The sequence below is a fragment of the Variovorax sp. P4_B11 genome (assembly GCF_056402355.1).
Window position 1 is genome coordinate 1 of sequence record NZ_JBFUHO010000089.1, and the last position, 14,764, is coordinate 14,764.

The window sequence follows — 14,764 nt, forward strand, 5'->3', positions numbered from 1 at the left end:
GCCCTGCAGATCCTGGAGCCGCCGAGGGCAGACACGGCGCGCTACGACAGCCTGCGAGCCGGCGACATCGTGCCGGAGGTGCGCCATGCGTGACCTCGTCGTCGAACTCAAACAGTTGCGCCTTCACGGCATGGCCGGCGCCTGGGGCGATCTGGTCGAGCAAGGCGCGAATGCGGACACCGAGAGTTCGCGTTGGTTGCTCGAGCACCTGCTGCAGGCGGAGAGCACGGACCGGTCGATGCGCTCGGTGAGCCACCAGATGCATACGGCGAAGTTCCCGGTGCACCGCGACCTGGCAGGCTTCGACTTCGACGTCTCGCCGGTGGATCGCAAGCTGATCCACCAGTTGGCAGAAGGCGAGTTCACCGAGGTGGCGCACAACGCAGTTCTGGTCGGTGGACCGGGCACGGGGAAGACGCACCTGGCGACTGCCATCGGAGTGGCTGGCGTCACGCGACATGGCAAAAGGGTGAGGTTCTACTCGACCGTCGACCTGGTCAACGCCCTCGAGCAGGAAAAGGCTCAGGGGCGCGCCGGGCGTATTGCCAGCAGCTTGCTGCGCATGGACCTCGTGATCCTGGACGAACTGGGCTACCTGCCCTTCAGCCAAGCCGGAGGGGCCTTGCTGTTCCATCTGCTGTCCAAGCTCTACGAGCACACGAGCGTGCTGATCACGACCAACCTGACCTTCGCCGAGTGGTCCAGCGTGTTCGGCGACGCAAAGATGACCACGGCATTGCTGGACCGGCTTACGCACCATTGCCACATCGTGGAGACGGGCAATGAGAGTCATCGGTTCCTGCACAGCAGCGCGGTGGCCAAGAAGCGGATCAAGGCGCGCGAGCAGGCTCGCAAGGCCGATCCACCGACTCCGCCGGAGGCGGCCAACTGAGGGGAGAACAGGTCGGGCCGCGCGGGGGAATCCGCTACAGGCTACGCCCTCCGCGGCTTCCCCCGCGCGATCCATGCAGCATCGAGGAGGTCAACAAACAACAAGAGCACTAGACTTATGCACAGCCGACGACCGAAACGTCGGCCTCCAACCCCTGGTCAAGATTGAATCGGCACAGGTGGTCAATATTGAATCGGCGCCGACACCCGAGAGGAGATGATGTGGGGTCTCTAACCAAGCGCGGGCGTCGACACCGAAAACCTGGGTAGCCAGGACCAACAATGAGGCCTCGGCACTCGCCGCACGATTCCTTTCCTTCATGGGGAACTCGACCTCCACCACCAAGCCAGGATTGAATGCCTTGTTCTCGAACTCGCCATGCCAGTTTAAGTACCCGCGAGGGTTGCATACGATCCGACAGTCCTCGACTTCGTAGTCGAAGCTATCGTGGGTGTGGCCGTGCACCCAGAGCCTGGGGACCCTGAAGAACTCGGGTCGCATTTCGTTTACGAAGCCTCCGGAAGCCCAGTCGTCTGCAAACCTAGGGGCGAGCGATCCTCGATGTGGCGCATGATGTGTCACAACAACCGTCGGCCCGTCGAACGGCTCTTCTAGCTTCGCGCGCAACCAGGATCGATGTCGCCGGTGTATCTGCAAGGTGTCCATCGGGACCAAACGCCGCGTTCCCATCGAGTTCGTGGTGTGCAGATCTTCGACACGGATGGCCACGTAGTCGGCGAGATGGCGCGAGCACTCCGCCATTGAGCGGTATCGGTCAGACAGGAGACGTACCGGCCGACCTGCGAATCCGTGATCGTCAATGCGTAGCCGAAAGTCGGTCCACAGCGTGCAGCCAAGGAAGCGCACGCCGGCAAGCACGACCTGGTCGCAGTCAAGGAAGTGAACTCCCTGATCCCGCGCCTCGGAGCGCATGATGATCAGCTCTTGAGGCAGTACCGCTCCGTAGTATTCGTGGTTGCCGGCGACCTGAACGACGGGCTTGTTGCCGAAGCGCGCCGGCGCTCGCAGCCAACGAGCCACGGCCCGCCCTGGCGCCACGATGTCGCCCGCAAGAATGGCCACGTCGTAGTCGAGGCCGGGCTGGACCTCGAAGGTCTCGAACTCAGCGTGAAGGTCGGACAAGATGAGGAGCCTCACGTTTGCACCTCAGTGAGCATGGGCGACAGCAGCAGCCAGCACTCGCTCGACGCTCGCGCCGCGTTCCAGGACGGTGCGGGGCGTTAGTCCTGCGAGGGAGTCGGCGGGGCTCTCCAGAAAGAACAGCACCTGCCAGCCGTCAGCGGTCCCAAGGGCTTCCACAACGTCTTCGATGACGAGCCATACTTCCGGCTGAAACTGCCACTTCGGGAGTCGAAGGCTTCCTTCGGTGTCGACAATGGCGATGCACTGACTGCGCCGAGACCAGGCCAGAACAGTCGAAGGTTCAACGTTGAGCAAGCTCGCAGCCTGCTTGATCGTGAGCATGTCGGCTGCTGCGAGGCGGGCACTTCGTACATCTGCTCCAGCTTTCAGGATGTCCTTCGCCGCCGAGTTCGCTGCATGCGCATCGTAGGAACCGCTTCGTCGTCCGGCTCTCATGTCTCCTCCCCACGTCAGTGAAGTACGACCCTTGGCCCGTCTTCGTCAAGCACATCGGCGGGCAGATCAGAAGGTTTGAGGTACTTGCGGTCGTTGACGATGGCACGGGCCACCGCGCGCTGTATCGCCTTTCGAATGCCTCTAGGCGTCAGGTGGGCGAGCCGGTATGCCAACCTTGGTTCCGGCGGGAGGAAGTCTGGTACGGATAGCTTTTCAATAGTGCGCGCCGCCACAACCTGCGCGATCTGAAGGGCGTCCTCTCCGTGGGGAAGCGGAATGTGGAACTCCGAAAACCTCGATCGCAGCGATTCCGGAATCTTGGTTGGGTCGTTGGAGGCGGCGATGTAGATGGCCAGGCTTGCGTCGAATGTGATATCTAGCGCGGCATCGCGGATGGTCGCAGCTGTGAACGGCTCAAGCAAGGAATGAAGCGGCCGCAGAGGGTCATACGTTGAGTTTGCCGGCGCCTTGTCGAGCTCATCGATCAGAAACACCGGGTTCGCGAACTTCCCCAGCACGATCTCATCGAACACCGCGCCGGGACATGCGGTACTCCAGTGCCGCTCAGTGCCTAGCAGCAAAGAGGTGGTTTGGGCGTTCTCCATTGACTGCCGCCGCAGCGGCGCACCAAGTGCAATCGCCAAGTCGTTCGCGTAGTGAGACTTGCCGATCCCCGGTGGCCCCCACAAATGGAGCGGGGGGATCGAAAGCGGCCCCCTGCTGCTCATCGCCAGCGCTACGTGCTCGACGACGAAGTCGGTGACATGCAGAAAGTGCGGATGGGATGCGCGCAAGCCGTCCACCGACCGGGCCCATCGATCCGGATAACGAGTTGGACTTGCAACCTCCCTGAGGGCACCCAGGGACTTCACCTTCTCCATCAATTCAAGCTCTCGCTTGTGCTCGTCCTTGTTCCGCAAGGTTGCCGTCTTGGCAAGCACACGCAGGACCTCTTCAGCTTTCAGCACGGGGTGATGTCGCTTCCGGTCGCGACGCGCCACGCCTCGCTCAAACCGCTTGATGAAAGAGAGTCGGTCCTCTGATCCTGCAGGCGAATGAGCAACGTTCGTTGAAGGAGCCCTGGTAGCGTCACGTGCGGCCAGCAGACGCGCCAACCCCGCGGCGTTCCTCTCTTCCTCACGTGCTCGAGCCAACGCCCGACGTTCCTCGACCAGGCGCCACTGCAGCGCGATGGGAAGCAAGATCTCCACGCCCTGATGCGAGTCTTCAAACGCCTCGGTGCGATACAAGGAGAAGCCCTCCGGATCGTCGGAGTCGGCCCCTGCAGACGTTCGTCGGCGATTCGCGTTCACGATGGATGGGCCTCCCACTCGACCGCCTCTCGCCAAAAGCCTTCAAGACCTTCATCGCCACCGCGCCCAAGTGCCCCGGGCTCGTGCAAGCTGCACAACGTGAGCTCGGTTCCAAAATAGTTGGCGGCTTCGGCGCGCCGACCGCACACCATGCAAGCAGTGCTCGTTACACGCTCAGCCTCGAGTACGACGCGATCTACCTCGGGCGTTAGGTCGGCGGCAATATCGTAAGCCGCGAACAGCATGGCTCGGCGGGAATCGCCCTCGAGGTTGACCACGAACGTTCGAAGTTCGCCCAACACATACAAGAAGAGCCCGCAGCCTTGGTCGGCTCGAAGCTGGACCCAGCGAAAGCCAAGTTTGCTGGGAGGCAGGAGCCGGTCGATCTGTTCGCACGCGCGGCCCAGAATCGGCGTCCAGCCCCGATAGAAGGTGAGTCCAACGTGGTCACCTTCGAACATGTACGGGAAGCGCGCTTTCAAAAGAGCACCGTTCATGCTGGTCACTCCATCGCGGGCGTGCAGGCGATCAAGCCTTCGACGCCGCCGATTGGTCCTGCGGCTCAAGGGACTTCGTCGTAGCTCCAAGCACGCGTGCGAGCGCGTCCGCGTTGAGTCGCGCGAGACCCATAACCGCAGCCTGCCGATGTCCCCGACTTCGACCCGATCGCCACTGAATCGTTTCGCTATGCGTCCTGTATCTTATACGCTGGTGCCTAAAAGCTCAAGAAGTTGTGGTAACAAGATGGTCTTCACCAGTTGGCTGCAGCCGATCACCGCCGAGCATATGCACACGCGCTCTAGCATTTTGAACCCGATAGGCTGGTGCGCGAAACCGCGCAAGAGGCGAGATTCGTCTCATGCGTTCCGACCAGGATCCGGCGTTGCTCCGGGCATTTGCAGCCGAGCTGAAAGCTCGCAGGTTGGCGCTCGGACTCAGCCAAGACAAGTTCGCTCTCGTGGCGGAAATCCATCGAACCTTTGTGGCGAAAGTGGAGCGAGCAGTGGCGATGCCCTCGCTGTCGAGCGTCTATCGCATCGCCGAGGGGCTCGATGTCGATCCGGCCGTCCTGATAACCGCGGTTTCGAAGAGGTACAAAAAGGAACTTCGCAGCGCAGCCTTGGTGAGCCCCTCTAGTACATCGTAGAAAACGTCGCGGGCTATCGATTCGAGGGTCCGGTTCGCAGGTCGCAGAGCCCGCATCACCATGGCGGTCCCCCATGGATTCGTCCATTGGCGTTTCACGCTACTGCGCAACATCGGTAAGCGAACGATCACCGCCGCCCGAATCCGTGCCAATAGTCCGTTACGGAATTAGCTTTTCGTCAAATTGTCGACGCATCTTCGCGCACAGGCAGGGCCGGACAACGTAGCAGGTCACGTCTTGCATCAAGCTTGCGGTGACCCGTAGCTCAGCTTGCCATCTACCAAGCTGATCACGTCGCTGGTTAGCAGTCGCTCTATGAGCAACTGCACTTTTTGAGGCACGGGGGCGGGGCCGAACTTCGTTTGAATATGGCGCTTCAAGGCCGACAAGCTCTTGGGCCGGTTCGGAGCCTTGAAATCTTTGAGAAGGGCTCGATACATTGCGATCGGCAGCTTCGCCGTCGACCTTGTGCTCGCGGGCAACCGCTGTGCGCCTTGGTGTGCTGCCGGAGTATTCTGACTTTGCGAGACCTGGGCATTCACGATCACCTTCTTAGGAACCGCTGCGGCTTTCGGCTTCTTCAATGGCGCAGTCGCATCCTCCTTTGAAGGTTTGCCAGCCAGCTTGGCTACAGCCGGCAGCGAACTCATGCGGCGCACGGAGAATGCAAGCGTTCGTGCATGGGCGATCGGCGGGTCGTAGCCGGTGTCCTTGGCAAGAACGACAAACCGGCACGACGGATGTTTCGCTGCCAGATAGCCGAGGTAGAACACCAAGTGGAAATCCAGCGAGTTCGAGCCTGTGCGTGAGATCGGAATGAGCGTCGATCGCGGGCTGTCGAGTTCGAAGCCCGCCTTGCGCTTGAGCTGGTTCGGGCCGTAGAAGACCCATGCCTCTCCGCCATCACCGAGCCAAGCCTCAACCTCCTTTGGGGAAGGTTGGACGTTTTCCAGATCTACCAGCAAGTGGACGCCGGTCGCCATGCCTATGCGGTGCCGCGACAGCGGGGGTAGCTCGAACATCCCCAGAAATCTTGTCCGGCGTTGGCACCCTTCTTCGCGGTGCGTCTGACCATCGCCTGGGCGCACCTGGGGCACGTCGGAGCGACTAGCTTCGCCGCGCTAGGCTGCGGGTCGACGGGTCGTCCTGCGACGTCGTCCTCAGAGTGACCTACGACACCCCCACCCTTGGCCTGCCTGAGCAACTGGTGCAGCTTGGGGCCATCGATGAGCCGAACGTTGCGCCCGCTCGCAAACTCCTCCGCCTCGGCGGTGAACCGGCCTGAGGTAACGACGAACCCGCCGGCGGCACCTTTCGCTGCCATGACGCCATACAGCTCTCGAATCACGGGTACGCCGACCTTGAAGGCGCGCCATTGCTTGCACTGTACGAGGTACTGCTCACCGCTTTTGCGGAGGATCAGATCGATGCCCTCGTCCGGGCCTGGCTTGTGGTTTTCCGCAACGGTGTAGCCCTGCAGGCGGAACCCCGCGCCAACGAGCATCTCGAATTCACGCCAACTCATCCCATCTAAGCCGCCAGCGGCGTCGGAACGCGTCGCGCTGTCCATTAAAGATCGACGTTTACTGCGCCGCCAGATCGAAGCCGCAGCACCTACGATGCAGATGAGCGGCAAGATATATTGCCCGGCAGAGGCAAGGCCGCGCCAGACGGCCCCGACCATCGCACCGGTCACGTCACCCGGCTTGGGCGCAACCAATGGCGCTGCAGCTATCTGACTAAGCAACATGTAGCTGACGATGGCCAGGACGACGCCAACGTACCAGGGCATCAGCGCGACCAGGTCGATCAGGTTCTCGGCGGGGCTGGCTTTTCTTCGACGGGGCATCGGCAATTCTTTGAGCCATTCGGCCCGCAAGCTGCGGAGAGGCATATTCACCTCCACAAAACTGAGGAGAACTGCACAGCCGGCTGTGGGCTACTAGCCACGATGAATGCTTTCGGACTAGCCGAAAATTCGATACAGGGAGGCTGGGTTCAACCGTCGAGCACAGCATCGGCGGCTGCTATGCAGCGGTAGCTGTCGTTGGGGACGCAATGCTGAGCGATCGGCCAACAAGCAGCCGATCCCCAATGACGGCTTTCGGGTTGCCCGTTGGCGTCGCTTTTGTTTTCGAAGCGCCGTCCTCGGGGCTGCGGCCGCTACATAGCCGTCAGCGACGCAGTGCCTCCAAGGCCCGTCCTGCCCCAGTGGGCCCACCGCGCCCGGTCATATCGGCCGACGGTTATGCTGCCGAGGATGCCCCTCGCAACCGAATACTTGCCAGCCGAACACGGTGTCAGAGCGCCAGGGACAACGTTTGCGGATGCCAGAACTTGCATCGTAGGCCCTGAGGCCCCTGCTGCCGCGGGTAGTCGAACCCTCTCTTGTAGCGGATAGCGAGGCTTCTCGAATTCACTGCGTCAGCTATGGAGTTGAAGCGGGTCGTCTTAATATCGGCACTCACAGTCGCCGGGCAGCCAGGGACGGTCCCCAAGGCATGTCGGGTGCGGCTGGGAGTTTACATTTTTACAGAGGTTGTTAGGGTCTCGACCCGCCGCGCGTCGCGCGTTGCGACGGGCGCGAATTTGCTGACTTGTAGGCCACGCAAGACCACAGTCAAAACAATATAGAAGCTGCGTCGGTCGGCGCCGAAGCGGGGAGATGGTTGGCATGCGGATACAAGAGGCACGCGAGGTACTGAACGGCTTAGGCATCGAATCGCCTGAGCTCGAAGTGCTTAAGCCGACGGAGGCCAGCTACACGTCGTTGCTGCTTCAACCAAGTGGGCCGATTCTGGGCGGCGAAGGTCGAATCGGCGCGCTGGATCAGAGTATCAGCGCTGCTAAAGCATTGGCGTTCGCGCGCTTGGCACTTGACCGCGGTGCACATATGGCGGTCGCGCCTGAATACTTCACTCCGTGGGCTGCGTTGAAGGAGCTCATGGATACCGGTCTCACGCCGCAGCTTGGCAGCCTTTGGGTTCTGGGGTGCGAGAGCATCCGCGGGGAAGAGCTGGCTCGCTTCAAGGCGGAGGCTCCAGCCAATTGCGAGGTCATCTACGAGCCGCTCGAACAACTGGCGGCCGATCGACATTTGCTGGACCCCGTTGCGTTGGTGTTCAGTTCGAAGCGCTCAAACGGCCAGGACTGCGTCGTCGTCCTTGTGCAGTTCAAGACATGTCCGTCGAGAGACGACCTGTTCCTGGAAGAGGCCGGGCTCAGGCGCGGGACGACGGTATATCGCTTGCGCGGTGGATGTGGGACGCTCAGTCTTGTGACACTCATCTGCTCTGACGCCTTGGCGGTAGACGATGCAAAAATCGCGGATCTCGTTGATCGTTCTACCGTCATTCACATCCAGCTGAATCCTGCGCCGAGAAACGACACGTACCGCAAGTATCGCGCTGAGGCGTTCAGGCTTGACGCGAGGGCCTCTGAGTGCCACATCCTCTGCCTCAACTGGGCACGAACGATTGTCCAGCACGATGACGCGGGTAAGACGCACGCATGGCCCGCGGTTGGCGGCTCAACCTGGTATCTACCCAAGGACTCTTGTGCGCAGGCAGACGCCGTTGTCCTTCCGAACCACGAGAACGGGCTCTATTACACGTACATGAAAGAGCGGCGTCACGCGCTTGTGTTCGACTACGACGAAGCGGTGTTCGAGTGTCGCGTTCCCAAGGTGATGACCAGGGGCGCGGCGGTATTGGCCAACAGGAATGGGCCATCAGGAACGTCTCGCTACGAGTGGAACGCGGGCAATGCGTCGTGGGTCGGTCAGGCCAGCCAGCCAAGCGCTGGCTTCAACGAGCTGATGGCAGCCAATGCTGATGCGGCTGCCGCCTTGCCGGGCCATGGCGCGCAGAGCCCGCTGAACGTCGAACGGTTGCTGGCGCTGTCCGCAGGAGCCATCGCTGGAGGCGACGAGTGGCGGCAGCTTTCGAGGATCGACTCGTTTCAGATCGATGCCGACGAGCTGGTACAGCGCATGACCGTCGTGCAAGACACCGGCGACAAGCCCGCGGAATTCCGACACCGGAGGTTGCAGGCCGTCGCTCAGTTGCGACATGAACTGAACCGTCGCGACGAGTGGCCTGCTCAGATTCAGGGCGTGGGTAAGGCATCAAGAATCGAGTGGGACGCGGCGAGTCGGCCGTTCAACGTCCACGGTGACGAAGCAAGGCCTGCGCTTGTTTGTTACCTGGGTGACAACCCGCGTGATCGCGACCTTGAGAACGCGGCGTCGAAGCTCATCGACCTGCTGCGCCGGCAGGGCGGCGACAATCAGAAGCGGCTGTGCCTCCTGTACAGGCAATACGGGGAGTTGGCGTTCGCGAGGCTGCCTGGCCTTACGCGATACGACGACGCGCTCGAAGACGAACGCGACATTTTGAATACCGACACCAACTAAGTATCGAGACGCACATGACAACCGTCGAGGACATCCGCAGCGTCATCTCCAGGCGTCTCGAGCACGTAACGGAGCTTGGTAGTGGAGTGTTGCGCGCCGAGCGCCGCCACGAAGGCCGGCCCTATGCCGTGGCCTACTTTGATCTCTCGGACGAGATTGTCCAGCGGTCAGATGACTTGACGTCGTTCCAGGAAAACCTTTTGGGGTCGGAGTTCTTCAACTCTGAAGGTGATTTGCGATGGAACAGCTACATGTACTTCGTCGCAGGCCCAAATTCGACTGGGAACGACAGATACGTGAGCGCCAAGAGCCGCATTGAGGGCGACAGGCATTTCGCTCGCAAGTTCGTCATCGCGCCGGACGATCTGGCGCTGCGTCTGGGTGAGCCAGCGGCAAACGAGAGCACCGCTGCGCCGCCGCTGGGCGACGTGGATCAGGTTTGGGCAAACCTCTTGACGGAGGGGTCCCTTGCCCTGTTGCTGAGCCAGCCGCCACGCAGGACGACTCTGGACAAGATTGCAGATGGTGACGCCTTTGCAGCGTTGCCTACGCGGGCTGTACCTCGTGCTGTTCGCGACCCGCTGGGTCGGGGGATGCTTCGAATCGTTTCGATTAAGTCCTTCAGGCCGGCGAGTGACGGGTTCAACTTTTCGTTTGGCAACGTTAATTTGATTCTTGGGTCAAACGGAACCGGGAAGACGTCATTGCTCGAAGCGATAGAGGCCCTCTACTGTGGTCGGATTCGACGTGATAGCAGCGCATTGGTGTCTGGTGTCAAGGGCAAGTTCGAGAACGGCGATGGCACGCTTGTAGAAATCTCGGCAGAAGCCACGCCTGCTGTGTTGAAGGCCAGAAACAACAAGTGGTACGGCCGCGCGGATTTCCAGGCGACGGCTCTAAGTGAAGCCTTCACCCGTTTCAATTTCTTGGACACAGATGCGGCGTTTCGCCTGTCGACAGCGGAGAAGCCGGAGGACATCCGGGAGGATCTGGACAAGCTCTTGGTCGGCTCGGAGACGTCTGGCCTCTGGGAATACCTCTCCAAGCTGCACGAAGAGTTGAAGGGCCGGATCAAGACACTGACCGAACGGCTGCCCCAGCAGCAACAGTCGATGGCATTGCTCCAGGCCGAAGTCGAGCGTTTGAAGTCGACCCCTTCTGAGGCGACCAACTTGGTGACGGCCTATCGGGAGAGCCTTCGCAATCTCGCACCGGCGTGGCCAGTCACGGTCGACGGTGGCCTCGATGAGACTGACAGGGTCAAGCTTGAGACATTGCGTCAAGACATTGGTCGGATTCAGTCGGCAGTCGTCGAGACCCCGCTCACGACCGAAATCATCGAGGGACGCATTCGTCGCATGCAGGAGGCGCTAGACACGGTCAAAAAGCTCGGGGGAGAGCGTGACATCCTGTTGAAGCGCGAGGCAGACGAGCTCAGGTTCGTTGAGGCGAACGAAGTGCAGAAGGCTCTGCTGGAACGCTGGATCCGTTTGCTCGAGGCTGGTGTTCCCGAACTCGCTGGGGACCTGCAGCTGTCAAATAGTCGAGTCGCTCAGCTTCGCCGGGTGTTGCGCGACTGGCCTGGCGAGTCGCTCCCACCTTTGGCTGCAGACTACGTTGCGGTGGGAGTTGGCGATGCTCAGGAGATCGCCTCAGAGCGCCTCGCTAGCTCTCAGGAGCACGAGAAGCAGGCGCAGGTTGCGCTGGCTCAGTCGACGCAGCTGGGTCAGTCACTGCAAACGCTTCGGCGAGACCTCCACGACGCAGCTGTTGGTTACATTGAGCGAAGTGGCGAAGTCTCCCGGTGCCCGGTTTGCAAGACCGACCACGTCCCGTCCGATCTGTCCTTGCGGCTAGACGAACTCGTTGCATCGCAGGAGGCTGGGGCGACCGAGAGCTTTAGGCGAAACCTGCAAATCGCGCGGGAGCAGTCGGCCCGATGCCTCCAGGACACGACGACGATTGGCGCGCTCGCAAGGTTTGCAACGGTGTCTCAGATCCCGCTCAACACGTCCTGCGGCTCTTTGCTTGAAAGTGCTGGGGCGGCGGCCGCGGCTCTAGCCGCGGCGGCGGGCGAGGTTCAGATTCGTCAGGGCTTGCTTCGGGATCTGCAGGCACAAGGACTTCAGACCGAGGGCTGGGAGCGACTTCGCGACGAGAGCATTGCACCGACGCTTCCATCCGGCGTCGATGTCAATAGCCAGTCAGAAATCGTGGGCTTCCTGGCCGACCTCGGGGAAAAGGCGACCGAGGCCGTGGCGAAAGCCGCGGAATGCAAGACCAACGCTCAGGCATTGGCGAAGCAGATTGATGACGCGCTCAACGTCGCCCTGGGCGCCTCCGTCGCAGCTGGCACTGTTCCTCGAGTCGCAATGCTGGAAAGGACGCTAAGGCTGACCGAGGCAGCCTTTCAGTATGCAGTGAACGTCGTCACGGCGTTGGCGCTTGCTCCAACGGCGAGCTTCGACGACGTCGGTGCTGCTGTTGAGTCAACCTTATTGGCCTTCGACAAGGCCCGGCACGCGGTTCAGGCGGACGGTCAGGCTCGGAACAATCTGGATCAACGCAGCCGCGAACTCGCGACGACAAGTGAGTTGCTTGCAGGGGACACGAAGAAGCGAGGGAATCTCTTGAGGGCCAGCGAGACGTTGACCAAGCTGGTGGAGCAGCACTCACTTGAGGATGCCACGAAGGAAGCCTTCGATTCAATCCGAGAGAGGGTCAGCAGCATCTTTGCGCAGATTCACTCACCCCAAGAATATTCGCTGGGTGATTTCAGCAGCGACGCGCTCATCGTCAATCGAACGACTCACAAGATCCATGCCGTCAATCAAGTGAGTACCGGGCAACGTGCGGCACTGGCTCTCTCGATCTTCCTGGCGCTGAACGACAGCGCGAAGTCGGCGCCACCCGTCATCTTGATAGACGATCCGGTGGCGCATATTGACGACCTGAACACGCTGTCCTTCTTGGACTACCTGCGAGAGGTGGCGCTGCGTGGCGAAAAGCAGGTCTTCTTCGCGACCGCAGACATCCGCCTCGCTGCGCTTTTTCAGAGAAAGTTCGAGTTTCTTGGCGGAGAGCGATTCAAGCGCATCTCGCTGCCGCTTGCCAAGGCCGAGACCTGAGGAGTGCACTATTCGCGCTGCCAAAAAGCAGCTCGACGCCCAGTGTGAGAAGGCGTTCGCCGAGTGGAGCGTCAAGCGGCCGTCCCTCAACGGCTGCCTTCAGTCCTCAAGCTGAAGTTACTCGCGAACAGCCGGGCAGTGCATCCTCCCCATCCAGGGCGCATCCACCTTCCCCTCTTCCGTTGCCCTTAGCGCCCCTCGCGGCCGCTCAGGCCAAGATGAGCCCCCCGAGCCGGAGTTTTTAGTCGAGAGATCCCACAACTCAGTTTTTTAGTAAAAGCGGCGGTGCTCCCTAGGCAAAAGATCCCACAACTTTAGTAAACCTACGCCCCCCTCGCCCTGGCCAACTCTGCCTACTCCACCGTCACGCTCTTCGCCAGGTTGCGCGGCTTGTCGACGTCGGTGCCGCGTGCGCACGCGGTGTGATAGGCCAGCAACTGCAGCGGCACCACGTGCAACATCGGCGACAGCGCCCCGTAGTGCTCGGGCATGCGGATCACATGGATGCCCTCGCTGTTCTCGATCCGCGTGTCGCCGTCGGCCAGCACGTAAAGCACGCCGCCGCGGGCGCGCACTTCCTGCAGGTTGCTCTTGAGCTTCTCGAGCAACGCGTCGTTGGGCGCCACGGTCACGACCGGCATCTCGCTGGTGACCAGCGCCAGCGGGCCGTGCTTCAACTCGCCAGCGGCGTAGGCCTCGGCGTGGATGTAGGTCACTTCCTTGAGCTTGAGCGCGCCTTCCAGCGCAATCGGATAGTGCAGCCCGCGCCCGAGGAACAGCGCGTTCTCCTTGCGCGCGAAGTCCTCCGACCAGCTGATGACCTGCGGCTCCAGCGCCAGCACCGACTGCAGCGCCACCGGCAGGTGCCGCATCTCCTTCAGGTAGCGCGCCTCGTCGGCCTCGCTCAACCGCTCCTTGGCCTGCGCCAGCGCCAGCGTCAGCAGGAACAGCCCCGCCAGCTGCGTCGTGAAGGCCTTGGTCGACGCCACGCCGATCTCGACCCCGGCCCGCGTGATATAGGCCAGCTTGCATTCGCGCACCATGGCGCTGGTGGCGACATTGCAGATGGTCAGCGTCTGCGCCATGCCCAGCGAGCGCGCGTGCCGCAGCGCCGCCAGCGTATCGGCCGTCTCGCCCGACTGGCTGACGGTCACGACCAGGGTCCTCGGATCGGGCACCGAGTCGCGGTAGCGGTACTCGCTCGCGATCTCGACCTGGGTCGGGATCTTCGCGATGCCCTCGAGCCAGTACTTGGCGGTGCAGCCGCTGTAGTAGCTGGTGCCGCAGGCCAGGATCAGCACCTTGTCGATCTCCTTGAACACGCGCCATGCGGCCGCGCCCGGCGCACCATCGACACCGACGCCGTCGAACAGCTCGGGCACGATGCCTTCCACGCCCTCGAGCGTGTCGGCGATCGCGCGCGGCTGCTCGAAGATCTCCTTCTGCATGTAGTGCCGGTAGGGGCCGAGCTCGGCGGCGCCGCTGTGCGCCTGCACGGTGCGCACGGTGCGGGCCACCGGCTTGTGCGCCCGGTCGACGATCCAGTACTTGCCCGGCTGGATGTCGACCACGTCGCCCTCCTCCAGGTAGACGATCTGGTCGGTCACGCCGGCCAGCGCCATCGCGTCGCTGGCCAGGAAGTTCTCGCCGGCCTCCTGGCCGACGCCGAGGATCAGCGGCGAGCCGGCGCGGGCACCGACGACGCGCTGCGGCTCGTCGCGGCAGATCGCCGCGATGGCGTAGGCGCCCTGCAACTGCTTGACGCTGGTCTTCACGGCCTCGAACAGGTCGCCGTCGTAGTGGCTGTCGATCAGGTGCGCGATGACCTCGGTGTCGGTCTGGCTCACGAACACGTAGCCCCTGGCCTGCAGCGCGGCGCGCAGCGCCTCATGGTTCTCGATGATGCCGTTGTGCACGATCGCCACCCGCCCGGGGCGGACCGCCCCGGCTTCGGCGCCCGGGCCGTGGCTGAAATGCGGGTGCGCGTTGTGCACCGCCGGTGCGCCGTGCGTGGCCCAGCGCGTGTGCGCGATGCCGGTGCTGCCCTCGATGTGGTCGTCCCGCACCTGCGCCAGCAGGTCGGCCACGCGCGAGGTGGTGCGGGCGCGCTGCAGCCCCTGGGCGTGCACCGCCACGCCGCAGGAGTCATAGCCGCGGTACTCGAGGCGCTGCAGGCCCTGAACCAGGACGGGAACGATATTGCGGCCTGAAACGGCGCCGACGATGCCACACATGGAACTGCTCCTTCGGTTGGAGCCGCGATGGTAGGCC

11 protein-coding genes are annotated in these 14,764 nt (G+C 62.1%); 4 read left to right on the forward strand and 7 right to left on the reverse strand.

Going from position 1 to position 14,764, the window contains the following annotated elements; translation table 11 throughout:
* Positions 1-85 precede the first annotated feature (85 nt).
* Positions 86-892 (forward strand): IS21-like element helper ATPase IstB, encoded by an 807-nt coding sequence (gene istB / locus AC1DYD_RS37870; protein WP_478177874.1) that lies wholly within the window; start codon positions 86-88, stop codon positions 890-892.
* Between the two features lie 90 nt (positions 893-982).
* On the opposite strand, the gene AC1DYD_RS37875 is transcribed toward istB, so the two are convergent.
* The 4 genes from AC1DYD_RS37875 to AC1DYD_RS37890 form a co-directional block, all read right to left on the reverse strand.
* Complete coding sequence (locus AC1DYD_RS37875; protein ID WP_478177875.1) at positions 983-2,035, reverse strand: metallophosphoesterase; 1,053 nt, start codon at positions 2,033-2,035, stop codon at positions 983-985.
* A gap of 24 nt (positions 2,036-2,059) precedes the next feature.
* Positions 2,060-2,377 carry a hypothetical protein gene (locus AC1DYD_RS37880; RefSeq protein WP_478177876.1) on the reverse strand — a complete coding sequence of 106 codons (318 nt, stop codon included), beginning with the start codon at positions 2,375-2,377 and terminating at the stop codon, positions 2,060-2,062.
* A 128-nt stretch (positions 2,378-2,505) separates the two neighbouring features.
* Complete coding sequence (locus AC1DYD_RS37885) at positions 2,506-3,804, reverse strand: AAA family ATPase (protein ID WP_478177877.1); 1,299 nt, start codon at positions 3,802-3,804, stop codon at positions 2,506-2,508.
* Positions 3,801-4,301, reverse strand: coding sequence for a hypothetical protein (locus AC1DYD_RS37890; RefSeq protein ID WP_478177878.1), 501 nt, complete (start codon positions 4,299-4,301; stop codon positions 3,801-3,803). The genes AC1DYD_RS37885 and AC1DYD_RS37890 overlap by 4 nt, the downstream gene beginning before the upstream one ends.
* 362 nt (positions 4,302-4,663) lie before the next feature.
* On the opposite strand from AC1DYD_RS37890, the gene AC1DYD_RS37895 reads away from it, so the two are divergent.
* Positions 4,664-4,951 (forward strand): helix-turn-helix domain-containing protein, encoded by a 288-nt coding sequence (locus AC1DYD_RS37895; RefSeq protein ID WP_478177879.1) that lies wholly within the window; start codon positions 4,664-4,666, stop codon positions 4,949-4,951.
* A gap of 242 nt (positions 4,952-5,193) precedes the next feature.
* On the opposite strand, the gene AC1DYD_RS37900 is transcribed toward AC1DYD_RS37895, so the two are convergent.
* Positions 5,194-5,973: a PIN domain-containing protein gene (locus tag AC1DYD_RS37900; protein WP_478177880.1), complete on the reverse strand. Its 780-nt coding sequence runs from the start codon at positions 5,971-5,973 to the stop codon at positions 5,194-5,196.
* A complete protein-coding gene (locus tag AC1DYD_RS37905) occupies positions 5,937-6,800 on the reverse strand; it encodes a restriction endonuclease (RefSeq protein WP_478177896.1) in 864 nt (287 codons plus the stop codon). The genes AC1DYD_RS37900 and AC1DYD_RS37905 overlap by 37 nt, the downstream gene beginning before the upstream one ends.
* An 825-nt stretch (positions 6,801-7,625) precedes the next feature.
* Here AC1DYD_RS37905 and AC1DYD_RS37910 point away from each other — a divergent pair.
* On the forward strand, positions 7,626-9,365 hold the full coding sequence (locus AC1DYD_RS37910) for a hypothetical protein (RefSeq protein WP_478177881.1): 1,740 nt from the start codon (positions 7,626-7,628) through the stop codon (positions 9,363-9,365).
* A 14-nt stretch (positions 9,366-9,379) separates the two neighbouring features.
* A complete protein-coding gene (locus tag AC1DYD_RS37915) occupies positions 9,380-12,493 on the forward strand; it encodes an AAA family ATPase (protein ID WP_478177882.1) in 3,114 nt (1,037 codons plus the stop codon).
* 353 nt (positions 12,494-12,846) lie between these two features.
* Here the strand turns inward: AC1DYD_RS37915 and glmS are convergent, their stop codons facing one another.
* Positions 12,847-14,727: a glutamine--fructose-6-phosphate transaminase (isomerizing) gene (glmS, locus tag AC1DYD_RS37920; RefSeq protein WP_478177883.1), complete on the reverse strand. Its 1,881-nt coding sequence runs from the start codon at positions 14,725-14,727 to the stop codon at positions 12,847-12,849.
* Positions 14,728-14,764: the final 37 nt, after the last annotated feature.